This window comes from Palaeococcus pacificus DY20341, assembly GCF_000725425.1.
GTDB classification, from domain to species: domain Archaea; phylum Methanobacteriota_B; class Thermococci; order Thermococcales; family Thermococcaceae; genus Palaeococcus; species Palaeococcus pacificus.
In genome coordinates, this window is sequence record NZ_CP006019.1 from 919,611 (window position 1) to 941,979 (window position 22,369).

General features: G+C 42.2%; 19 protein-coding genes and 2 tRNA genes. 19 read left to right on the forward strand and 2 right to left on the reverse strand.

Annotated features, from left to right (window positions below):
* The first annotated feature begins 4 nt into the window (after nucleotides 1-4).
* The 14 genes from PAP_RS05115 to PAP_RS05180 all read left to right on the forward strand — a co-directional run bounded on the left by PAP_RS05115 (nucleotide 5) and on the right by PAP_RS05180 (nucleotide 17,520).
* Entirely contained in the window at nucleotides 5-856 is an 852-nt protein-coding gene (locus PAP_RS05115; RefSeq protein ID WP_048165001.1) for a carbohydrate ABC transporter permease, read from the forward strand.
* A complete protein-coding gene (locus PAP_RS05120; RefSeq protein WP_048165002.1) occupies nucleotides 853-1,686 on the forward strand; it encodes a carbohydrate ABC transporter permease in 834 nt (277 codons plus the stop codon). Before PAP_RS05115 ends, PAP_RS05120 begins: the two co-directional genes overlap by 4 nt.
* A 9-nt stretch (nucleotides 1,687-1,695) precedes the next feature.
* Nucleotides 1,696-2,808 carry an ABC transporter ATP-binding protein gene (locus tag PAP_RS05125; RefSeq protein ID WP_048165003.1) on the forward strand — a complete coding sequence of 371 codons (1,113 nt, stop codon included), beginning with the start codon at nucleotides 1,696-1,698 and terminating at the stop codon, nucleotides 2,806-2,808.
* Nucleotides 2,809-2,817: 9 nt separating this feature from the next.
* Nucleotides 2,818-3,834, forward strand: a complete 1,017-nt coding sequence (locus PAP_RS05130) for a TrmB family transcriptional regulator (protein ID WP_048165004.1) — start codon at nucleotides 2,818-2,820, stop codon at nucleotides 3,832-3,834.
* A gap of 19 nt (nucleotides 3,835-3,853) precedes the next feature.
* Nucleotides 3,854-5,245, forward strand: coding sequence for a glycerate kinase type-2 family protein (locus PAP_RS05135; protein WP_048165005.1), 1,392 nt, complete (start codon nucleotides 3,854-3,856; stop codon nucleotides 5,243-5,245).
* Nucleotides 5,246-5,342: 97 nt separating this feature from the next.
* Nucleotides 5,343-6,884, forward strand: a complete 1,542-nt coding sequence (locus PAP_RS05140) for an N-6 DNA methylase (protein WP_048165006.1) — start codon at nucleotides 5,343-5,345, stop codon at nucleotides 6,882-6,884.
* Between the two features lie 99 nt (nucleotides 6,885-6,983).
* Nucleotides 6,984-8,660, forward strand: a complete 1,677-nt coding sequence (locus tag PAP_RS05145; RefSeq protein WP_144367996.1) for a hypothetical protein — start codon at nucleotides 6,984-6,986, stop codon at nucleotides 8,658-8,660.
* A 13-nt stretch (nucleotides 8,661-8,673) separates the two neighbouring features.
* Nucleotides 8,674-9,117, forward strand: coding sequence for a hypothetical protein (locus PAP_RS05150; protein WP_048165008.1), 444 nt, complete (start codon nucleotides 8,674-8,676; stop codon nucleotides 9,115-9,117).
* A 13-nt stretch (nucleotides 9,118-9,130) separates the two neighbouring features.
* Entirely contained in the window at nucleotides 9,131-10,627 is a 1,497-nt protein-coding gene (locus tag PAP_RS05155) for a hypothetical protein (protein WP_048165009.1), read from the forward strand.
* The gene (locus PAP_RS05160; RefSeq protein WP_236626967.1) at nucleotides 10,617-11,900 is read left to right on the forward strand and encodes a restriction endonuclease subunit S; all 1,284 of its coding nucleotides are present in this window, start codon (nucleotides 10,617-10,619) and stop codon (nucleotides 11,898-11,900) included. Before PAP_RS05155 ends, PAP_RS05160 begins: the two co-directional genes overlap by 11 nt.
* Before the next feature lie 297 nt (nucleotides 11,901-12,197).
* A complete protein-coding gene (locus tag PAP_RS05165; RefSeq protein WP_048165010.1) occupies nucleotides 12,198-13,385 on the forward strand; it encodes a hypothetical protein in 1,188 nt (395 codons plus the stop codon).
* A gap of 58 nt (nucleotides 13,386-13,443) precedes the next feature.
* Complete coding sequence (locus PAP_RS05170; protein ID WP_048165011.1) at nucleotides 13,444-16,395, forward strand: type I restriction endonuclease subunit R; 2,952 nt, start codon at nucleotides 13,444-13,446, stop codon at nucleotides 16,393-16,395.
* Nucleotides 16,386-17,054: a M48 family metallopeptidase gene (locus PAP_RS05175; RefSeq protein ID WP_048165012.1), complete on the forward strand. Its 669-nt coding sequence runs from the start codon at nucleotides 16,386-16,388 to the stop codon at nucleotides 17,052-17,054. Before PAP_RS05170 ends, PAP_RS05175 begins: the two co-directional genes overlap by 10 nt.
* A 34-nt stretch (nucleotides 17,055-17,088) precedes the next feature.
* Nucleotides 17,089-17,520 (forward strand): EVE domain-containing protein, encoded by a 432-nt coding sequence (locus PAP_RS05180; protein WP_048165013.1) that lies wholly within the window; start codon nucleotides 17,089-17,091, stop codon nucleotides 17,518-17,520.
* Between the two features lie 296 nt (nucleotides 17,521-17,816).
* Here PAP_RS05180 and PAP_RS05185 read toward each other — a convergent pair.
* Nucleotides 17,817-17,893, reverse strand: a tRNA-His gene (locus PAP_RS05185).
* 87 nt (nucleotides 17,894-17,980) lie between these two features.
* Here PAP_RS05185 and taw3 point away from each other — a divergent pair.
* From taw3 to PAP_RS05205, 4 genes are all read left to right on the forward strand, one after another.
* Nucleotides 17,981-18,598, forward strand: a complete 618-nt coding sequence (gene taw3, locus PAP_RS05190; protein ID WP_048165014.1) for a tRNA(Phe) 7-((3-amino-3-carboxypropyl)-4-demethylwyosine(37)-N(4))-methyltransferase Taw3 — start codon at nucleotides 17,981-17,983, stop codon at nucleotides 18,596-18,598.
* Nucleotides 18,599-18,668: 70 nt separating this feature from the next.
* Nucleotides 18,669-18,745, forward strand: a tRNA-Arg gene (locus PAP_RS05195).
* Nucleotides 18,746-18,803: 58 nt separating this feature from the next.
* Nucleotides 18,804-18,944 (forward strand): DUF7128 family protein, encoded by a 141-nt coding sequence (locus PAP_RS05200; protein WP_048165015.1) that lies wholly within the window; start codon nucleotides 18,804-18,806, stop codon nucleotides 18,942-18,944.
* 82 nt (nucleotides 18,945-19,026) lie between these two features.
* Nucleotides 19,027-20,028, forward strand: coding sequence for a cell wall-binding repeat-containing protein (locus PAP_RS05205; protein ID WP_048165016.1), 1,002 nt, complete (start codon nucleotides 19,027-19,029; stop codon nucleotides 20,026-20,028).
* Between the two features lie 80 nt (nucleotides 20,029-20,108).
* Here PAP_RS05205 and PAP_RS05210 read toward each other — a convergent pair whose 3' ends face one another.
* Nucleotides 20,109-20,786, reverse strand: coding sequence for a metal-dependent hydrolase (locus PAP_RS05210; RefSeq protein ID WP_048165017.1), 678 nt, complete (start codon nucleotides 20,784-20,786; stop codon nucleotides 20,109-20,111).
* A 209-nt stretch (nucleotides 20,787-20,995) separates the two neighbouring features.
* On the opposite strand from PAP_RS05210, the gene PAP_RS05215 reads away from it, so the two are divergent.
* A complete protein-coding gene (locus PAP_RS05215) occupies nucleotides 20,996-22,363 on the forward strand; it encodes an acetate--CoA ligase family protein (protein ID WP_048165018.1) in 1,368 nt (455 codons plus the stop codon).
* Nucleotides 22,364-22,369: the final 6 nt, after the last annotated feature.

Here is a 22,369-nt window from a genome sequence, read left to right on the forward strand (position 1 = left end):
GGCTATGGAGAGGAAGTCTCTTCTCCCCTATCTTTTAATTTTACCCGCTTTTGCTTACTTATTGTTCTTTGTTGGTTATCCTTTAGTTCAGGCTCTATTTTTGGCATTCACTAAAAATGGTGTATTTTCTTTAGATACCGTTCGCAAAACTATTAGTGATTACTACTTTTGGAGCGCCCTCAAATATACAATCGCTTTGGCCATTGCTATAGTCCCTACTCAACTGGCTTTGGCGGTTGTTCTTGCTCTAATCATGAACCGCTTTTTTAGGGGTAGGGATCTGGCCATATATGCTTTGGTGATTCCCCTTACAATAAGCGATGTTGCTGCCGGTTTGATCTGGTATTCTATGCTCTCACCCTACGGCTTCCTGAACAAGCTTTTAATAAATATTGGAATCATAAGCCAGCCAATTTACTTTTTCGGCTATCAATTCAGGAGCATGGAGTTCTTGGCTATAGTCTTGGCAGAGGTTTGGAGAGCCACTTCGATAGTTTTCGTAATAATCCTCGCCGGATTGCAGATGATAAGCAAAGAGTACCTTGAGGCAGCGGATGTCTTTGGGGCCAGCTACTGGATGAAGCTTAGGAGAATCGTTATCCCCATGCTAAAGCCCAGCATACAGAGTGCCCTAATCATTAGAACGCTCTTTGCTATGCAGGTCTTCGGTATAGTATGGATTTTGGCCGGTAGGGATATTCCCGTTTTGGCCGGAGAAGGATTTTACCAGCTCACGGAGATTCACGACTATGGGGTGGCCTCTATATATGCCCTCGTCATAGCAGGCCTCTCCATACTCCTTGGGGCTTTGTACATAAAGTTCCTTAGGGCTGAATACCTGGAGGTGAAGGTATGAACGACGAAACAAAGTTCCTGCTGAAGAGGATAGCGTTCTACTCTGTAGTTTTTACATTTGTGATATGGGTAGTACTCCCCCTAATCGTGGCAATCCTCTACGCCTTCTCTTCAAAGCTCGACTACTATGATCCCAGCAAAATCATTCCCACACACTTCACGAAGGAATACGTTCAAATCATACTCTTCACCCTTGGGGCATGGGACGGCATAAAGAACAGCGTAATCGTAGCCCTCATTACAATACTCATAAGCTTCGCTTTAGGAGTTCCTGCAGGATATGCCATTGCTAAGTTCGTTTTCCCAGCAAAGGACACACTAAAACTCTCAATAGTTGCCCTCAGGATGTTCCCAATACCCGTGATGGCCATTCCATTGGTGGTGCTTTATATAAGGCTCCGCTTAGTGGATACATTGCTTGGAGTGGCGTTAGCACACACAGCTATGGCCCTCCCATTCGTGGTGCTCATCACATCTAGCATTTTTGCAGGTGTTTCAAAGGAGTACGAGGAAGCGGCGATGGTATTTGGGCTCACGCGCCTGGGCTCGTTTTTAAAGATAACACTTCCCTTGGCACTCCCCGGGTTAGCCGCTGCAGCAATGTTCACCTTTGTCATGTCTTGGAACGAAGTTTTCGTTGCCTCAGTGCTAACGCTCTATCACAGAACTCTGCCAGCTCAAATACTTTCGATAATGGCAGGTTCGAGCGGAGGGGCGGCACCCGACTACTATAGATTTGCGGCTGCATTCATCATGACGATCCCTGCCATGATATTCATATTCTTTGCAAGGAAGTATCTGATCAGCATGTGGGGTATAACCCTTAAGTGAGGTGTTATTATGGTGGAGGTAAGGCTTGAAAATCTGAAGAAGTATTTCGATAATGGTAAAGTAAAGGCTGTTGATGGTATAAATCTGACAATAAAAGATGGAGAATTCTTAGTTTTGCTTGGACCGAGCGGCTGTGGAAAGACGACAACGCTTAGAATGATATCTGGTTTAGACACCCCCACAGAAGGTAAAATCTGGTTTGGAGATAGAGATGTCACCTATTTGGCGCCCAAGGATAGGAACATCTCCATGGTTTTCCAGAGCTATGCAGTATGGCCCCACATGAAAGTTTACGATAACATTGCATTTCCCCTGAAGATTAAGAAGTACTCAGAAGCGGAAATTAAAGAGAGAGTAAAATGGGCGGCCGAGCTCTTGCAGATAGGGGAGCTTTTAGATAGATATCCTGCTCAGCTGAGCGGTGGTCAGAGGCAGAGGGTAGCTGTTGCTAGGGCCATCGTTGTAGAGCCCGAAGTCCTCCTAATGGATGAGCCTCTATCGAATTTGGATGCAAAGCTGAGAGTGGCGATGAGGGCAGAGATAAAGAAGCTCCAGGAGAAGCTTAAAGTGACCACGGTTTACGTCACCCACGACCAGGTGGAAGCAATGACAATGGGCGATAGAATAGCGGTTATGAAGGATGGAAAGGTGCTTCAAATAGGGCCGCCAACTGAAGTTTACTTAAAGCCGCGCTCAGTCTTTGTTGCAACGTTTATTGGAGCGCCTGAGATGAACCTTTTAGAAGTGAGCATTAAGGAGAACGAGCGCGGCATAATTCTTGAGGGAGAAGGCTTTGAAATAACCCTTCCCGAAGATCTTGGAGAGCTAGTGAGGGATCATGTTGACAAGACTGTCCTTATGGGCATTAGGCCTGAGCACATGACCGTGGAAGGTGTTTCAACACTCGAACACGTTAAGAGGATGTCTATGATGGACAGCATTGTGGACTTTATAGAGGCTCTTGGAACTGACACCATAGTGCACGCCAAAATTGGCGGCAAGATAATAAAGGTCAAGCTACCGGGTCACATACCAGTACCCGTAGGACAAAAGATTAAAATAGTTATAGACCTCGATAACATACACATCTTTGATAAAAACACTAAGAAAGCGTTGATTTGAGGCGAGAACATGGACGAGAAAGAGGTTAGACAGCTGCTGAAGGAGTTGGATCTCAACGAGTATGAAATTAGGACATACTTAACCCTAATTAAGAGAGGAGCACTAACAGCTGGCGAATTGGCTACTCTCTCAAAAGTTCCCCAGCCGAGGATATACGACGTTATACGAACCCTAATGAGCAAAGGCTTCGTAACGACGAGTGGAGGGAGGCCTAAAAAAGTAGTTCCCGTAAATCCAGAGAGAGTTCTAAACGCCATGCAGAAGAGCTATATCGAGAAGATTTCCCTTCTCAAGAAGGAGCTCGAGAGAATGTACCATCCAAGCGAAGAGCTCATAGGGAACGTCATGGTCGTAAAGAGCAAGATAACCCTTGAGGAGTATATAAAAACTGCTATAAGAAACGCTAAGCTTCACCTTTCAATCGCCGTCCCCATTTCATTTTTGGGAAAGATTAAAGAGGAGCTGGAAGCTAAGAAAAATGCAACCGTTCACCTCTTTGTTTATGGAAAAGGCGAAGTCCCGCCTATAGCCCCAAAGATAAAACTTAGAGAAGTCCCTGATCCCCTAATAATAATCCAAGACAAGGATATGGGCATATACGTTCCCAATGAGGCAATGGCATCAAGTGGCTCCACCTTACACGGCTACGGCTTGATAGTGAGGGACAACAACCTGCTCTTCATGTTTGACCGCTACTTCTACCATGCTTTGTGGCCCACAGGAAAAACTGTCTACGAAGAAAAGAAGGAGCTTGAGCTCCCGAAGGAGTACATCCACATAAGGCAGCTCGTCGAGGATATAAGGTCTTTCAACTTGGTCGGGGCAGAGATTGAAATCTTCGGCAAGTTCGTCCACACGAAAGAACCCATACACATAGAAGGCATCATAGAAGACTTTTTTGAGGATAGTGCCAAAGTCGTCTCCAATATAACTGTGAGGACAAAAGATGGTAAGAAGTATGTCGTCGGCGGCTGGAACGCTTCTTTGGAGGACATTGAAGCGGACAGGCTGATTCTCAAGGGATGAGCCCATTCTGGTGGTGAGGATGAAAATTAATGAGAGCGACCTTTTGAGCTGTGGGGATATCAATGCTAAAAAAGCTGCTCTTGAGATTGCAAAAGCTGCTATCGAGAGTGCAGACCCCTATAAAGCCGTTAAGCGCTCCCTAAAGTTCGATGGGGATAAGCTTGTGGTTGAGGGAAAAAAGTTCCACCTCAAGGGGGATGTTTACGTTTTAGCGTTTGGAAAGGCTTCCTGTGCAATGGCAAAAGCCGTTGAGGACGTTTTAGGTGAGAGAATCAAAGAGGGGGTGGCCATTACAAAATACGGCTACGCCTCCCCATTCGGGGACGGTTATACCTCTCCATTCGGAGACGGCTACGCCGCTCCACTAAAGAAAATCGAGGTCATCGAAGCTGGCCACCCAATTCCAGATGAGAACTCTTTAAAAGGGGCTTTGAAAGGAGTGGAACTGGCTAAAAAAGTGGATGAAGGGGATTTGCTCATTGTGCTCATTTCTGGCGGGGGTTCCGCTCTCTTCACACTCCCTGAGGATGGGATAAGCTTGGAGGACAAGATAAAGACGAATGAGCTTTTGCTGAAGAGCGGCGCCAGGATTTATGAGATAAACACCGTTAGAAAGCACATCTCAAAGGTTAAAGGTGGCAAATTGGCAAAGAGCATTAGGGGAACGTTGGTAAGCTTAATCCTCTCAGATGTTGTGGGCGATCCATTGGAGGCCATCGCCTCGGGCCCGACTGTAAAAGACCCCACCACTTTTAGAGACGCTCAGAGGATTTTGAAGCTCTACAACGTCTGGGAAAAGCTCCCTGAGAGTGTTAGGTCACATATAAGAGAGGGTCTCAAAGGTGAAAGGGAGGAGACACTTAAAGAGGAACTACCAAGGGTGCACAACTTCATCATAGGGAGCGTTTCCATAGCTTGCGAAGCAGCGAAGCGGAAAGCGGAAGAGTTAGGATTTAACGCTTATATTTTAACGACGACGCTTGAAGGAGAAGCTCGAGAGGTTGCTCTGGCCTTCGGCTCCATCCTGGAGGAAATCTACCACAAAAACAGGCCGTTCAAAAGACCATGCGTTTTGATAGCCGGAGGTGAAACTACCGTTACAATAGAGGGCGAAGCTGGAAAAGGCGGGCCAAATCAGGAGTTTGCGCTAAGCATTGCTCGCAAAATTAAAGGTTTGAGGGGAGTGGCATTTTTAGCTATGGATACTGACGGCACGGACGGACCAACGGATGCCGCTGGTGGATTGGTTGATTCTTACACATTAGAGCTTTTTGAGAGGGAAGGGGTTGATGTTGAAGCATATCTAAAGGCCCACAACGCCTACGAGGCCCTCAAAAAGGGAAAAGCTCTCTTAATCACGGGACCAACGGGCACGAACGTTAATTCGATTGTTATTGGGGTTGTGTTTTAGGCGATTTTATTCTTCTGTTTTTTGGAGAGCTGTTGAGTGTAAGGTGGTGATGAGCAAATATAATAAAGGACTATTTCAGATTTCTATTGGTGGTATCATGGATAGGAAGCTTACCGATTACATTAATGCCAAGAATGGTCTTACAAGAGAAGAACTTGAGAGGGTTTTGAAAAAGGCCGCGGATTTAATAAGAACTCGTGTCGATTATAAGTATATTCTTCTTCTGCTCTTCTTAAAGCGTCTGAGCGACGAATGGGAGAAGGAATTTGAGGAATATGTTAAAAAGCTGATGAAGGAAGGCCTCGATAGAAAAACGGCTGAACAAATTGCCCTTCAAGACAAAAAATCTTACACGATAAGCTACCCCCACGAGTATCTTTGGAGAGACTTAAGGGAGAAAGATGTTGAAAAGCTTCCCCAAACTCTGTCAGAGGCTTTAAAGAAACTTGCAGAGCTCAACCCAAATCTAAGGGGTGTTGTGGATAGGTTTGACTTCATGGAGTTCATGCTCCACAAAGACAACGCCGAGATTTTCAAGCAGCTCTTTGAGCTCTTCAGCGGCCTTGATTTGAAGAACGCTTCTCCAGACGTTTTGGGTGATGCTTACGAATGGATTTTAAGATATTTTGCCCCGCAGAAGGCCAAAGAAGGGGAGGTATATACACCGAGAGAGGTCATCAAGCTTTTAGTTGAGATACTTGATCCAAGGCCGGGAGAAGAGGTTTACGATCCTGCTTTAGGCTCCGGTGGTATGCTAATCACAAGCCACATCCATGTTAAAGAGAAGTTTGGGGAAAGCGAAGCCAAAAGGCTCTTCCTTTACGGCCAAGAGGTGAACCCAACGACCTACGCATTGGCCGAGATGAACATGATGATTCACGGAATCAAGGATGCCAAACTTGCTGTTGGGGATACTCTCTTAAGGCCGGCCTTTAAGGAAGGAAACACCTTCAAGCGCTTCGATGTTGTTATTGCCAATCCCCCGTGGAACCAAGACGGCTACGGCGAGGAGACGCTAAAGAAGGCCGAATTTAGGGAGAAGCGCTTTGAGTATGGCTCCCCACCCAACAATTCAGCGGATTGGGCATGGATTCAGCACATGCTCGCAAGTGCCAAGGATGAAGGAAGAGTCGGTATTGTAATAGACAACGGCGCTCTATTTAGAGGAGGAGCAGAGAAGAGAATAAGGTCAAAGATTGTGAAGGAGGATTTGCTTGAGTGTGTGATTTTGCTTCCTGAAAAGCTATTCTACAACACTGGAGCGCCGGGAGCAATCATGGTGTTCAACAAGGCAAAGCCAAAGGAAAGAAAAGGCAAAGTTTTGTTCATAAATGCTTCCCTTGAGTACGAGAAGCATCCCGAAATTAGGAAGCTGAACCGCTTGGGAGAGGAGCATATCGAGAAGATAGTGGAGGCTTACAATGAGTTTAAAGATGGAGATGGCTTTTCTAAGGTGGTAAGCATAGACGAGATAAAAGAAAACGACTACAACCTCAACGTCACTCTTTACGTCTTCCCAATGGAGAAAGAGGAGGAGATTGACGTTAAAGCCGAGTGGGAGGAGCTGAGGGGGATTAATGAGGAGCTAAGGTCTGTGGATGAGAGGATTGAGGGGTATTTAAGGGAGTTGGGGTATTAGTTTTACTCTCCTCTTTATATTGAGGGTATAATATTCCAATCAAAGAAAAGAAAAAAATATTTAAGAAATTAGTTGTAGATTTAGTTAGGTGAATATATTGTGTTACAGTCAACACTTCCTCAACAAAGCACTCTACTAGATTATGTTCCCGAACTTAGGGAAATTATTAACAGTAATTCACCGCCAATCATTGTGTTTTATAGACGTGTAAAATCAAACACAGGTGAAGTAAGTCAGAGAGAAATATCTTCTGAAGAAAAAAGAATGGCTATTGCCAATGTCCTAAATGAAATCTTATCCTCTTCCCATGTGTCGAAGGATTTTGACGATTTGAGGCTAACACAAAATAGAAAATTCTGGATAACTTCATTACTATACTCCTATCCCGAAATTGATGTTCAACATGCTCAATTTTTACTTAACGAATTCACAGATGAAATGAGATCTAGAATGAGAGAGGAAGAAAAGTATGGTATATTACTTTTAGCCAAAGATGTGCTTTTACTGTGTCATAGCAAGTTTGGAGAATTTACAATAACCCCAAATTGGGAAATTTTGCCTAGAATGCTCGATAGTGATAATGTTATTAGATTCATTGCATTCATTAAAAAACAAGACGGCAGAATTAAAGTTAAGTACCATGAAAAATATAAAACCACCTTTTTTGTAGATTGGTTAAGACTGCCCAAAAAAGAGGCATATTCTTATTTGGGAGGCAAGTATAGAATTGAAGGGGAAATTAATGGCATTAAAATGGCATTAGAATTACCTCATGATGAACTCTATAAGTTGTTAAAGGGCCACATAGAGGGTATTAAATTGAGAGATGGCTGGATTATTTTTGAACGACCATTAGAAGGCATTGCCATAGAAACAATTCGGGCAGGTAAAAAGCCATATAAAGATTTGGAAGAGTTTATTCAAGATTTTACAATAGAGTACTTCGACATTAAACGGATACAAGAAAAATATTGGGCTATACTAAACTCTCTAGATAGTATAATTGCCCGAGTGATAGACGATAAAGAGAAGATAAGGGCAATATTCCCGGGTAATACTAAAGCTGAACGAACAATACCAAAAGAATTTGATGTCATACTCCCAATTTTCGCCACAGAGAACAAAATTGAAATAAAAGAAAGCTTTCTAAGAGAACTTGCAGTAAAGCTACTTAACGGAGAAAAGCTACGCATTTTTCATCCTGGAGATATGTTTAGTGCTGATCCTGTTGTTATTCGCTCATTGGAAATCTACAATAATCTGATTCTTTCAGAAGCGAGTAAGTCGATACTTGAAATAATAAATCAAGCTGAAAGCGGTGGTTCTCTTGTTGATAAATTGTTAATTTATTCCGCTCTTAAAATAATTGTAGCAGGGAATTCAGATAAGAAAATAGCATTTTTCTTGGAAAGACTTTCCTCTAAAATGCTCAGTTTTATTAGAGTACCGACCCTTCTATTAAGAAAAGAGGATATAGTTGTCGAGTTTAAAGCAAGAGAATTCTTTGAGGGGGACAATAATGAAATAGCTACAAAAGTTGCTGATGATTTAAATACCAAATTTACGGAAAGTCCAGTGAAAGTTTACTTTTTTGGTGTTGACGAAAAGGCTAAGAGAATTGATGGAATTAACATGGGAAGGCTAGGAAGTGAGAGAATGGGAACACTAGAAGAGAAAATAAAGCAAAAAACAAATGCAAAAAGGATTCATTTATATCCTGCTCCGCTTCCCGATGAACCTAGAAAAGGAATTATAATAATGGTTGCAATTAAGTAGGAGGCAGCTAGTAATGAATACAAAAGAGATTTGGGAAAGTGAGAGGATTAAAAAGATGATTGAAGTCCTTGAGTTCTTTTATGATGGTAAGAGGACAATTACCGAGTGGGGAAATGCCCATAATCAAGAGTATGATTGGGAATTATTTTCATTATTAATAAGTGAGGGATTGTTAAAAGTTCCTGGAATTTCTGAAAGAGAAAAAGCTGAATTAGAAAGAAAAATAACTCATCTTGCGGGAAAATACAATAATAAACTGTTAAAGGTTACAAAAGATGGTTACGAGTTTTTAACCAACTACTATTTTAACAAGAGAAGCCTTGAACTTAACGAACGTGCGTTAAGGCTTAGCGAGGAAGTTGCAAGGATGACAAAGGAAATGAGAAGATTAACTTGGTTTATTTTAATTATGACAGGGATAAATGTTCTTTTAGTTTTTTATTCTGTATTAAGATAGGGGGTCAATACTAATGCAGGAACATGAGGAAAAATATGAGCGAGAGAAGCAAAAGTTGCAAGAATGGTTTTTGGGACTAATTGGAAAGTTTAGAGAAGAATATGACAAACTTAGTGATGAAGAAAAATTCTTTGTTGGAAATACAGGTTATCAAGCACCTTGCCAAATTGAAGTTTTCTGGGTTAATGAGCCACTCGAATGGCAAATAATCATAATTACCCATGACTCTACACGAAAGGATATGGAGGTAATAATTAATGGACCATACAAAGGATATGAATTCTTTCCTAAGCTCGAGAAAATCATGAATGAAGAAAGATGGGAACGTACAATTCCGCCAGACTCTCCTTACTATGGTGCCGAAAAAGGCACTATAAAATACTCCGATATTTTTGTAGGAATTTTAAGTAATTTCAGACAACAAATTGAATCTTTAGTATTTTCTAGAATACCAAAAGGATTAGGGATGGGCATATCTTTCCCTAGTAACGGATGGTGCCAATTAGTTTATGGTCGTATTGACGAGTTAACTCAAGAAGAGATAATAGCAAGAATCATCGATGATGCAAAAAGAAATGCAAGAGAACACAGAGAGGAGGGTAAGGTTAGTTCAACAGCTAAACCTAAGAAAAAAGAAGAACGCCTTAAGGGTTATGGTACTTATGTTTATCCACCTGTTTGGGTAGGTGAAGCTCCCGAGTTTTCGTTTGTCCAAAAAGTTATGGGAAATAACTTTTTTATTCCAAAAATTGTGCTTAAAACTAAATTTAATAATAAACCATTAATTATTCGTTCTGATGGCTTTGTTGGAATAGTACACGAAAATAAAGAAGATGTCCTAAAGTGGATAAATGTCATCTTTGGAACTGCACTCTTATTAGATAAATTCAGTTGCTATTTTGTGAGAGAATCCGAAATAGCTAGTATTGAAGTCAACCCAACTACAATGGAAATTGCAGGAATGAGAATTCCTCTTACGACTTTAAGAACTTACCAAGTTGACCCAATTGTTTCTAAGCATGTATTCCATCTAAAAAGAGAGAAAGTTATTCCAAAAGAAGATATCAAAGAAGCAATAAAAATAGCTGAATTAATAAGCAAAAATAAAGAACTAGCAGATGAAATAATCTTTTTGCTTAGTGGTTTTACACACTATCAAGAGCATGAATATCAACAGGCTTTTATAGCTACTTGGATAGTAATTGAAAAATACCTATCCCAACTTTGGGAAAACTTCATTAGAAGAAGGAACCTTTCAAAAAGAAGAAGAGAAAAGCTTACAAACTCGCTTTTGTGGCGTACAGACCATATTTTAGAGACCTTAAACCTAACTGGAAAGCTAGATGAAGATGTATACAGATTGCTAATGGATTTAAAATCAAAGAGGAATAAGTTTATCCATGAGGGGAAGCCTATCAAAAAGGAAGATGCTGGAAAAGTACTTAGTTTTGCTATCTTAATCCTGAGGGAAGAAATTAAGAAAATAACAGGTGATTTCCATGATGAGTGAAACTAAGTTCAAAAAAACCCCAATCGGCGAGATTCCAGAGGATTGGGAAGTTGTGAAGTTAGGAAAGATAATCGGTTATATAAAAGGCAAAAAACCAAAAATCGTCGCAAAAGAGCCTAAAGATGGATGGTTGCCATATCTCTCGACAGAATATTTACGGAACAACAATCCAACTCAATTTGTAAAGATAACTGGGAATGAAATTATAGTCGAAGATGGGAATATCCTTCTTTTATGGGATGGCTCTAATGCTGGCGAGTTCTTTTTAGCAAAGAAGGGTGTATTGTCGTCAACTATGGTAAAAATATTCTTGAAAAAAGATGTTTATGATTCGCTGTTCCTATTTTATCTTTTAAAACATAGGGAACCTTTCTTAAAAGGTCAAACAAAAGGCACTGGGATACCCCACGTGGATAAAAATGTTCTTAATGCTTTGCTTCTTCCCCTCCCACCTCTCCCCGAACAAAAGAAAATCGTCGAGATTTTGAGAACTGTTGATGAAGCGATTGAAAAAACAGACTTAGCAATCGAAAAGACGGAGCGCTTAAAGAAGGGCTTGATGCAGAGGCTTTTGACCAAAGGAATCAAGCACGAGCGGTTCAAGAAGACCGAGCTAGGGGAGATTCCTGAGGAGTGGAAGGTTGTAAGAGTTAGAGAGGTTTTAGAACTATTAACAGACTATGAGGCCAATGGTAGTTTTTCTAAATTAAAAGAAAACGTAAGAGTATATGACACACCAAATTATGCATGGTATGTAAGAGCTACAGACTTAGAACATAAGCAATATCCTCCCGATGGTGATGTAAGGTACGTGGATAAAGAAAGCTATGAATTTCTTAGAAAGACAAAATTATTTGGTAGAGAGTTGTTAATGGTAAAACGAGGAGAAGTCGGGAAGGTTTACATTATGCCTCATGTTAAAATGCCTGCAACATTAGGCCCTAATTTATATCTGTTAAAACTAAAAAATGAACTTGTGGATAATGTGTTTCTGTATTACTATTTTACATCTCCTTTTGGAAAAAGAGAGCTTAAACGTAGAAATGCTCCAACAACTTTGGGAGCTCTTTACAAAGAAGATGTCAAAAACTTTAGAATTCCTCTCCCACCCCTCGAAGAGCAAAAGAAAATCGCTGAAATCCTTATGACCGTTGATAAAAAGCTCGAACTCCTGAGAAAGCGCAAGGAAAAGCTTGAGAGGATTAAGAAGGGCTTTATGAAGGATTTGCTGACGGGGAGGAGGGTATCTGTTACAACCGAAAAGCATAAATAATGACAACAATATACCGTTAACATCCCGGTGGGCCTCCTGCTCCTGATGATCTCGGGAACCGTCAGCCCCGACATAGTTTCAGCAGTCGTTGGGGTGATTGACATGGTGGTTCGAGCAACTTCAAGGTTCCCGAGATGGGGGGCGGCCCTCCTCCGGACTTCTGGGGGCGACGGAAGGAGGGAGAAGGAGGCCCGGGGGTAGAGGCTCGGGAGGGCCACCCCTAGGAGGGCGCGGTCATGGGGGTTCGAATCCCCCCGTCCCCCGATTCATCTCCTAAAATTTGGAGGGCCAGATTATATGAGAAAGGATAATGAGTGGGATACTTGGAAAGAACTTACGAAGAATGGCCCACTTCCTTTAGTTTCACTCGCATATCTAGTAGCAGTTTATACAGTACATAGTTTATGCACCAACATTCAGTGTTTTATTCCTGAGTTCTTAGTTGTAACGACCGGAATCATATTGGTTATTTGGCTAATGAAGAAGTATCACGAAACTACCTTGAGAATAAACCGGGAGAAAACTGCTCAAACTACAATCAAACTTATGGAGAAGTACTTCTCTCCTCTAATTTTGGATTTCTTTAAGGCTCTTGAGCGCAGAGGAATTTTAACTCTGTCCGAGATTGAAAAACAATTGTTCGATAACCTTTCTTTAGCGTTTTTGGTAATAGAACGAGGCGAAGCACTAGATAAAATTGACAAAAGGTTAAAATATATCATTAGCAATATTCTTGATCAGAAAAATCCAACCCAGTACCGACCATTCCCAAGCATTTCTACGATTTTTAGACACTTTATGCTCTCAGTAGTTTCAGAGTGGGATACAATAGACAAGGTCATTCCATTTAACCCTAGTCCGGGATTTTCATTATTCCTCGTAATCCCTCGAAAGAACTCCAAAAACTTGGAAGACAAAATCATAGAGGAGTATCGAAACTATGTTGCTCACTTATACGAGAGTGTTCAAAATGACCCAAATATCGAAGAAACCCATAAAAAAATATTTACTAGATGGTTTAATGAATTCTCACCTCCATCCAATCCTATTATCATTGTCGCTTACCCATATCAGACAACAATTGATGTGCTCTTAGAACGTCTTCCAACAGTAAGCGGAGCAACAGAGGAATACATTAAATTTATCCTTGAATCAAAAATACTTAGACAAAGTTTAGAGATTGGAAATATCAAATTAGCCTACTTGTTTGAAGCTGCTAGGTATAACGAGAGTATAGTGAATAAACTCATCAAACTCGATAAAAGACTCAAAATGAAGCTAGGTAATGGATCACAGATAACTTTAACTGAATTCATAGGTCTATTGCATCCATATAATCGCCTTTTAACTTCAGTGCAATCTATAGATCCACAGTTATACAATGAAATAATCTCGAATACTGGGCCTCTTGCTAATCTTAGAAGGCTAATTAATGATTTAAGACTGGCCATGTATGGAGTACAACCTCAAGGGGAAATGGTTTAATCATAAACATCCGAGCTCTTTAATGCCCGCTTTGTTTATCAATAAACAGGTGACCCCCATGCCCGCTCAAACTCCCGAATACTCTCAATGTGAAAAACCCACAATCGAAAGGCTCACCTCTAAGGGCTGGCATTACAAACGAGGAATCGAAGTCCTTGAAAATGAAAAAGAGCCCCTCTTAACTTCTCGATTAAAGCGTGCTCTAATGAGGATAAACAACATCAGCGAAGATGAAGCCAATGAAGTTATTAATATCCTAAAAATCACTCCTTCAGGAGTCGAAGGGTCAAGAAAAATGCTCCACTACATAAAAGAAGGCGTTCCCCTAAAGGACAAAGAGGACAACACCATAAAAACCGTCCAGCTAATAGATTACGAAAACCTCAATAACAACGAGTTTTTGGTTGCTAACCAAGTAGGATATCCATTTAAAACAAAAATTCCAGACATTGTTCTCTACATCAATGGAATCCCTCTCGTGATAATTGAGTGTAAGCGGTTAAAGAAGAGCTGGAAAAAAGCTTACAAGCAGATTAAGGGCTATGAAAAAGAGATGCCTGAGCTTTTCAAGTACGTCCAGTTTGGCGTTGGGATTGGTGATAGGGTGGTTTATTTCCCCATTGTTCCATGGCTCAAAGATGTGCCGGTCTACGAGTGGAAAGGAGAAAGCTTTGACGACCTCGACAACCTTGCCGAGCTCCTAACTCCTTCAACTATCCTCGACATTTTGAGATACTTCATCTTTTACCGCGAGAATAAGGGAGTTTTTACAAAAGTGCTTCCAAGATATATGCAGTATAGAGCAGTGGGCAAAGTGGTCGAGAGAGCGGTGAGCTATGCGAAAGGAGAGATCAAGAGGAATAAAGGATTGATATGGCACTGGCAGGGGAGCGGAAAAACCTTAACTATGATATTCTCCGCTTACAAGATTAAGCGCCTTTTAGGGAACCCCACGATTTTCTTTGTTGTTGATAGGCGAGAGCTTGAGGAGCAGCTTGCTGGAGAGCTTAAAGCCGTCGGGCTTAGCTTTGAAGTCATAAGCTCTATAAAAGGTCTCAAAGAGGTTCTGATGCACTCGGATGGGAAGAGGGGCATTTTCATAACACTAATCCATAAGTTCAGAGAAGAAGAGCTAAGGGAGGTTAAAGAGGCCCTTGAAAAGGTGAGCAAAAGGAGAAAAACAATAATGAACCGCAGGGATGTTATAGCTTTCATTGATGAGGGCCATAGAACCCAGTACGGGGAATTAGCCTCTACAATGCGCACCATTCTTAAAAACGCCTCATTTTTTGCCTTTACGGGAACTCCAATATCAAAGAAGGAAAGGGACACCTATGCAACTTTTGGCTACGATGATGAGCCCTACCTGGACAGGTACTTCATAATAGACTCCATTGCCGATGGTTTCACTGTTAAAATAGCATATCAAGCAAGGCTCGAAGAGAGGGTCCACTTAAAAAAGGATTACTTGGAGGCGTTCCTCTCGTCTAAGCTCGAAGAAATTCCGGAAGAGTATCGTGGGAGGGTCAAAGAAGAGCTTAGAAAGAAGTTGGACATGATAAAATTGCTCCTAAAGAATCCGAAAAGGATTGATGTAATAGCTGAGGACATCGCGAGGCATTATCAGGAGAATGTTAATCCATTTAAGGCCATGGTGGTTGCGGTCGATAGGGAAGCTTGTGTTCTCTACAAGAGAGCTCTCGACAATATTCTTCCTAAAGAGTACAGCGAAGTGGTGATGACATTCAACCAAAACGATCCCGAGATAGTGGAAAAGTACCACGATGAACTCAAAGAGAGGTTTCAAAATAAGAGCGACGAAGAGATAAGAGAAGAGATAGTCACGGCGTTTAAGAATAAGGAGCATCCAAAGATACTAATCGTGACGGAGATGCTTTTAACTGGTTTTGATGCTCCCATACTGCAAACTATGTACTTGGACAAACCTTTAAAGGAGCACCGCCTCCTCCAGGCAATAGCAAGGACAAACAGGCCGTTCTTTAAGAATGGGGAGAACATCAAAGCTTTTGGTCTCATCGTTGATTACGTTGGAGTCTTTAAAGATCTTAAGAAGGCATTGGAAATCTATGATGAGAGAGATATAAAGGGCGTTGCCTACGACGTTGATAAAATTAAGAAGGAGCTTAGAAGCAAGATAAATGAAGCCATGAAGTTCTTTGAGGGAGTTGTGGTAAGTGATGACAGGGAGGTAATAATGGAGGCTGTAAAGCTTCTTTTCCAAAACAACACGTGGGAGGAATTCCAAAAGCTATACAAGGAGATCAGGTATTATTACAAACTCCTAAAGGAGGATAGGTGGGAGTTTAGGGATACCTTTTCATGGCTCACGGAGGTTTACTATGCCTATAATTCAAAGATTAATGGTCTCGATCCGGAGATTGAGCAAAAAATGGACGAGTTCCTCAGCGAAGCCCTCAAGTTCATTCATGAGACGGTAGATGTGGGAAGGATTAAGAGCGAATTCCCAATAATAGAGCTCGATGAAGAGTTTCTGAAAAAGGTAATGAAAAAGACCCACAAAGAAAGGGCCTTTTACGATCTGCTCTTTGCAGTTAGGCACTACATAAACACGCACAAAGGCCCAATTACGGAAGACTTAGTTGAGCAGGTGGAGAGCATTATAGACAGATGGAAGAAGAGAAAAGAAGACATAGAGCGGCTTTATGAAGAAATACTTGGTGTAGCTCAAACAATCCAGGAAAGGGAGAAGGAAAGAAAGGCACTCAATTTGAGTGAGCTTGAGTACTCCCTTGTAACTGTGCTAAAGCGCCACGTTAGGAGCGACACCCAAAAACTGATTGGAGATATTAAAGACCTTCTCAAGGAAACTGAAAGATTTAGGTTCTCTCGGTGGCAGGAAAAAGCTGATGTAGTAAGTGATGTCTCTAGGGCAACCATGCTTTTCCTAGTTCGCAGATACCAGGGGAGAATAGACAACATCATAAAGGCAAGGGATGAGGTTCTTGAGGTGTTGAAGCGTTGGAGCTAAATTATGAAGTGGTTGTCAGAAATGTGAAGAATCCCAGGATAGAAATAAATGCCAAAGGTAATGTTAAAGTAATAGTCCCACCAAGCCAAGACCCAGAAGATATTATAAAGAAAAAAAGGGCTTGGATAGAGAGCAAGCTCAATGAACTTGAACAAATTAAAAAGCAGTTCGGCCCGCTCTCGAGCAAGTTTCTTTTTAACGGCGACTTTTACTCCTTAATCCAAGGTGAGGATTTCTTTGTTAATCCTAAATTTAAAGTAGTCTCCCTGCCCTACGGTGACTTTAAAGTGTTGAAGAAGTGGCTTAAAGATAGACTTAGGGAAGAGCTTGACTTTAAAGTCCGTCTCTTTGCTTCTATCATGGATGTTAAGTACCGTAAAGTGTACATCAGGTTCCAGAAGACAAAATGGGCAAGCTGCTCTAAAAAAGGGAATTTGAGCTTTAACTTAGCATTAATGGCGCTCCCCGAAGGGTTAAGGGATTACGTGATAATCCATGAACTCGCCCATTTGAGGGCACCGAAACATGGAGACAAGTTTTGGGGGCTTGTAAAGACTTACTATCCCGATTATGCCGAAGCTAAAAAGAAGCTAAGGTTTTTTTGGCTCCTCCTAGAGTGGAATGAGGTATGGCAAAATTTGAGAGAAGTTAAGGTTTAAATTGATCAAATGCAAGTTTATTGTGGTGATTATTATGGCCTACTGGCTCTGCATAACTAATAGAGACAATTGGGAAGTTGTCAAGAAGAAGAATGTTTGGGGCGTGCCAAAGAGGCACAAGAACACAATAGCAAAAGTAAAGCCCGGTGATAAGCTCCTCATCTACGTCAAGCAGGAGCGCAAAGACAAACAAATCTTAGAACCAAAAATCGTTGGGATTTATGAAGTTGTGAGCGAGGTTTACAGTGACTCCACAAAAATCTTCAAGTCTCCACCTCACTCAAACGAGACTTATCCATTAAGAGTCAAAATCAAGCCCATAAAGCTTGGCGAAGTTGAGTTTAAGCCTTTGATTCCAAAATTAAAATTCATCACAAACAAGAAGCGTTGGAGCGGCCATTTGATGGGTAAAGCCATGAGAGAAATTCCAGAAGAGGACTACAAACTGATTGAAAGTCTGTTTTAACCTTTAAATTTTGAATAACAACCTCGAAACATTCCGCCATCCGATAGGATACTTGAGCGTTAGCGTAAGGTTTGAAGAGTTTGTATGTCTTCAAAAAACGGAAATTTTAATTTAAGCTCAAGTGGAAACCAGCGAATCTAACTTGTTTTTCTCCCCCCAACGTCCGAAGGACGCTCTCATCAGTAAAACACTGTAAAACGAGCAAGTTTGAAGGGAGCTAACTCGAAAAACAGAATTCTAAAATGGACATACCAGCTTTGATCAAACTTTTGCTTGGCAAAAGTTTGTGAGAAGTATGGGGCCGGGGCCGGGATTTGAACCCGGGCTAGGGGATCCACAGTCCCCTGTGCTAACCAGGCTACACCACCCCGGCCATGCCGCTTCCTTCGGAAGCCGACACTTACTCATGGGCATAGATTTATAAAGTTTTCGCAAACTAATTCAAGCAGGGGTGAGCATAGTGAGAGCAAAGAGAGAAGCGCTCGTGAGCTTGTTCACCGCACTGAAGGAGAGAAAAGTAGATGCAGATATAATAGACCTCCTCATGCTCATAAACTCCATCAAAGGTATCTATACAACCTCATCATGCTCCGGAAGGATAGGCATCTTAGAGGAGCCGTACCTAGGCTCAAAGCCCCTAAGCAGATGGCTCTTAAAAAAGCACGCCCCAATTATGTTTGAAGAAGCAAAGGAAAGCCTAAAAAATGCTGAGAGGGGCATGATATCCCTAAAGTCCCAGCCTCCGATATTTCACATCGTAGCGGAAGACTTGAGACTAGCAAAGAAAGTCCACGAGCTTGGTCTAGCGTCAGGCTTTAAGTACACGACTTTCAAGGCTTTAAAAGGAAGCAGGGTTCTGGTTGAGATAAACGGAACGGAGTATCTAACCGCCCCTCTGGGAAAGGATGGGAGGATTTTAGCAACGGATGAGCACTTAGCTTTCAGTGTTGAGATGGGAAATCAAATGCTTATTCGGGCAAAATCTAGGATTCCTAGGCTCTGGGAGAACTTTGAAAAGCTGAAGGCCAATTTGGGGGAAGACAATCTCTTTTACGAAGTTAAATCAAAGCTCGAGTAATCTTTCATCACTTTTTAAAACGCGGCACCGCAAGATTTATAAATACTATTCTTTGATTTAAGCTTGACATGGGCCCGTGGCCTAGCAGGATAGGGCGCCGGCCTTCTAAGCCGGCGGTCCCGGGTTCGAATCCCGGCGGGCCCGCCATCCATCAAACCCCTAGTTTTAAGATAGGTTCTTAGAGCATCTAAATGGGGGGATTGGGATGGCGGTGTTGAAGGCTATTAAAGTTAAAGATAGAGACGGAGAAACCTTCTTTAAGTGCCCAAGGTGCGGCATGCTCTTTAGAAAGAGCAAAGATTATGTAAAGCACGTTAACAAGTCCCACGGTCACCTCTTCAAGTGATTCTAATTTGATTTTTCTCTTCTTGGTTCGTTTTCTAAAAAGTTTTTTAAGCATCTTTCCTTAATCATTATAAGGAGGGATAATGTTGGATAGGAAAGTGCTTTTTATACTTGGCATACTGCTGGCTTCACTGGTTCCCCTCTCTGCGGTGAGTGCCCAGAATGATAAGAATGTCTATTACGATATTATCATAGTGAGGAATGATAATCTCATTGATTATATTGTTGCTCTGCCCTATGCTGCGGCATTTGACATACCAATCCTCCCTGTAAACCCAACGCAACTTGATGAGCAAACGAAAGCCCAGCTCTACTCTTATGCCCAATTGGGATGGAAGGAGATCCTAATCGTGGGAAATACAAATGCTGTTAGTGCAGAGGTTGAAAATGAACTTATGCGGATGGGGTTCAACGTTAAGAGGGTTGGTGGAGAATATAGAACCGACACAGCTGAGAGGTTAGCTACTCACTTTTACTCCCATTCAGACATCGTGTTTTTAGCGAGTTCAAGTGATTATGGTTCCGCTTTGGTGGCGGCGAAGTTTGCGATGGAGTATAAAGCTCCGCTATTACTAACGCTCGACAACGACTTATCCGAACCTGCTGAAAATGCCCTCAAGGAGTTGGGGGTAACTCAGGTTGTAATGGTTGGAGCGGGGCTTTCATCAAACATACAAGAAAAACTTGAAGCAGAAGGATACACTGTTTTCTGGTACGCTAAGTATTTGGATACCCTTCCTAGGAAGCCTAAAGAGGAAGCGCCTGAATCTCCGTACAAATACTTAATAATGGGTGCAGTTCTTGCATTAGTCCTTTCACTCCCTGTTGTAGTGTACTATGGTAAAAAGAGATGGAGCGCTAACGTAGTTCCTGTGGAAGTGCTCACAGAGAAAGAGCGTATAGTCATAGAGGCTATACTAAAAGCTGGTGGCACTGTAAAGCAGGAGGACTTGCCTGAGATGACCAACTATTCAAGACCTACAGTGAGCAGAATAATCCAAGAGCTTGAGAAAAAGCAGCTCATATCGAGGGAAAAAGTAGGAAAGACGTTCATAGTGAAGCTAATAAAGGAGATTCGTCTCTGAGGTCCGAAAGCCCTAACCGATCATCATTTTTTTCAGGGTCCTGGCTTTTCTTCATCCCTCTTTAATAAAAGATAAAGGAATCAAAGCTCGAAGCTCTCTCCCGGCTTGAGGATGACCACTTGAGCTTTTCCACCTACGAGATCCTTAAACTCCTCCGGGTCTTTAGCTATTGGGGGGAACGTATTGTAGTGCATTGGAACAACGTACTTTGGTTTGAGCAGTTCCACAGCTTTAGCCGCTTCTCTCGGCCCCATCGTGAAGTGCCCACCTATTGGTAACAGAGCAACATCTATTCCATAAAGCTCAGCGAAGAGCTCCATATCCTTGAAAACGTAAGTATCTCCAGCGTGATAAATATTAACGCCATCGAGCTCCACTATGAACCCGCAGGCTGTTCCTATCTCATACTTACCGTTGCTGCTTGAGTGCCATGCCGGCACCTGAACGATTTTAACGCCATCCACTTCAGTTGGGCCGTAGTTCATGCCAATCGTTGTTATACCCGCATTGCCCTCCACAAGATAGTTTGCTATGTCGTACATGGCCACAATTTTAGCGCCTGTCTTTTGGGCAATTGCAACAGCATCACCGAGATGGTCGCCGTGTGCGTGTGTAATTAGTATTAAATCCACTTTTTCAAATTCTTCAGGCTTTGCTGCGGCGCTCGGGTTCCCTGTCAAGAAGGGATCAATCAAAATGGTCTTCTCTTTTCCTTTAATCTCAAAGGCCGCATGTCCCAAAAACCTAATCTCCACCATCACAATCACCTCCAAAGCATATAATAACCTGAGATAACTTAAAGGTTTTGTGTTCTCTGTTTTTAAACTTTAAAAATACCAAGGCATCAGTGCCTTTTTATGCTCACTAAAGCGTTACTTTTACCTATTTGTGGGCAAAAACGACTAATTGTCTATTCTCGGAAAACTTATATAGACTTTCACCGAGGTGAAATACGGTGATTGTAAAAATGACGCTCGATTACTTTTTTAATCCACGCTCAATAGCAGTGCTCGGAGCATCCAATGACCCATTAAAGTTGGGTTATGAAGTCTTCAAAAACCTCAAAAACTATGGCGGCAAAGTCTATCCAATCAACATTAAAGAGGAGGAAGTTCAGGGCGTCAAAGCATACAAGAACGTCAAGGACATCCCCGATGAAGTTGACATGGCAGTTATCGTCGTTCCAAAGCGCTTCGTTAAGCAGGCAGTCATTGACTGTGGAGAGAAGGGAGTGAAGGGAATTGTGCTCATTACGGCAGGATTTGGTGAAATGGGCGAAGAAGGCAAAAGGGAAGAGAGGGAACTGGTGGAGATAGCCCATAAGTACGGCATGCGCATAATTGGACCAAACTGTGTTGGAATAATGAACACTCACAATAACATGAACGCCACGTTCATAACGAACGCTGTGAAGGGAAGTGTGGCTTTCGTTTCTCAAAGCGGTGCTCTGGGAGCAGGAATCGTTTACAAGACTATCAAAGAAAATGTAGGATTCTCAAAGTTCATAAGCGTTGGAAACATGAGCGACTTGGATTTTGGCGACTTAATGGAAGCTTTGGCGGAGGATGAAGAAAGCAAAGCCATAGCTCTCTACATCGAGGGCTTAAAGGATGGTAAGAAGTTCATGGAGATAGCAAAGAAAGTCAGCAAGAAGAAGCCCATCATAGCCCTAAAAGCTGGAAAGAGTGAAAGCGGTGCTAGGGCGGCTTCATCGCACACGGGAAGCTTGGCGGGAAGCTATGCCATTTATGATGCTGCATTCAGGCAGAGCGGAGTTTTGGTGGCCAACAATATCGACGAGATGCTGAGCATGGCGAGGGCCTTCACCCAACCTCTGCCAAAGGGCAAGCGCGTGGCTATAATGACGAATGCCGGCGGGCCGGGTGTTTTAACGGCCGATGAGATAGACAAGCACGGCCTAAAGTTAGCTAACCTGAAGGAAGAGACCATGCAAAAGCTTAGGGAGTTCCTACCTCCAATGGCAGCCGTTAAGAACCCGGTGGACATGATAGCAAGCGCTAGAGGCGAAGATTACTACAAGACAGCAAAGCTCCTCCTTGAGGATGAGAATGTTGATATTCTAATAGCTATTTGTGTTGTTCCAACGTTCGCGGGCATGACCCCTACAGAGCATGCCGAGGGAGTAATTAGAGCGGTGAAGGAAGTAAACAACGGAAAGCCCGTCTTGGGACTCTTCATGGCTGGCTATGTTAGTGAAAAAGCAAAAGAGCTCCTCGAAAGAGAAGGCATTCCCTCTTATGAGCGCCCCGAAGACGTTGGAATAGCTGCTTACGCTTTGGCTAAATTCGGTGAGATTAAAAATGGGAATGAATGAGGTGGT

Bases quoted from the DNA above. Each gene is read 5' to 3' on its own strand.
- PAP_RS05115 (WP_048165001.1), top strand. From the start codon at position 5: ATGGAGAGGAAGTCTCTTCTCCCCTATCTTTTAATTTTACCCGCTTTT.
- PAP_RS05120 (WP_048165002.1), top strand. From the start codon at position 853: ATGAACGACGAAACAAAGTTCCTGCTGAAGAGGATAGCGTTCTACTCT.
- PAP_RS05125 (WP_048165003.1), top strand. From the start codon at position 1,696: ATGGTGGAGGTAAGGCTTGAAAATCTGAAGAAGTATTTCGATAATGGT.
- PAP_RS05130 (WP_048165004.1), top strand. From the start codon at position 2,818: ATGGACGAGAAAGAGGTTAGACAGCTGCTGAAGGAGTTGGATCTCAAC.
- PAP_RS05135 (WP_048165005.1), top strand. From the start codon at position 3,854: ATGAAAATTAATGAGAGCGACCTTTTGAGCTGTGGGGATATCAATGCT.
- PAP_RS05140 (WP_048165006.1), top strand. From the start codon at position 5,343: ATGGATAGGAAGCTTACCGATTACATTAATGCCAAGAATGGTCTTACA.
- PAP_RS05150 (WP_048165008.1), top strand. From the start codon at position 8,674: ATGAATACAAAAGAGATTTGGGAAAGTGAGAGGATTAAAAAGATGATT.
- PAP_RS05155 (WP_048165009.1), top strand. From the start codon at position 9,131: ATGCAGGAACATGAGGAAAAATATGAGCGAGAGAAGCAAAAGTTGCAA.
- PAP_RS05160 (WP_236626967.1), top strand. From the start codon at position 10,617: ATGATGAGTGAAACTAAGTTCAAAAAAACCCCAATCGGCGAGATTCCA.
- PAP_RS05165 (WP_048165010.1), top strand. From the start codon at position 12,198: ATGAGAAAGGATAATGAGTGGGATACTTGGAAAGAACTTACGAAGAAT.
- PAP_RS05170 (WP_048165011.1), top strand. From the start codon at position 13,444: ATGCCCGCTCAAACTCCCGAATACTCTCAATGTGAAAAACCCACAATC.
- PAP_RS05180 (WP_048165013.1), top strand. From the start codon at position 17,089: ATGGCCTACTGGCTCTGCATAACTAATAGAGACAATTGGGAAGTTGTC.
- PAP_RS05200 (WP_048165015.1), top strand. From the start codon at position 18,804: ATGGCGGTGTTGAAGGCTATTAAAGTTAAAGATAGAGACGGAGAAACC.
- PAP_RS05205 (WP_048165016.1), top strand. From the start codon at position 19,027: ATGTTGGATAGGAAAGTGCTTTTTATACTTGGCATACTGCTGGCTTCA.
- PAP_RS05210 (WP_048165017.1), bottom strand. From the start codon at position 20,786: ATGGTGGAGATTAGGTTTTTGGGACATGCGGCCTTTGAGATTAAAGGA.
- PAP_RS05215 (WP_048165018.1), top strand. From the start codon at position 20,996: ATGACGCTCGATTACTTTTTTAATCCACGCTCAATAGCAGTGCTCGGA.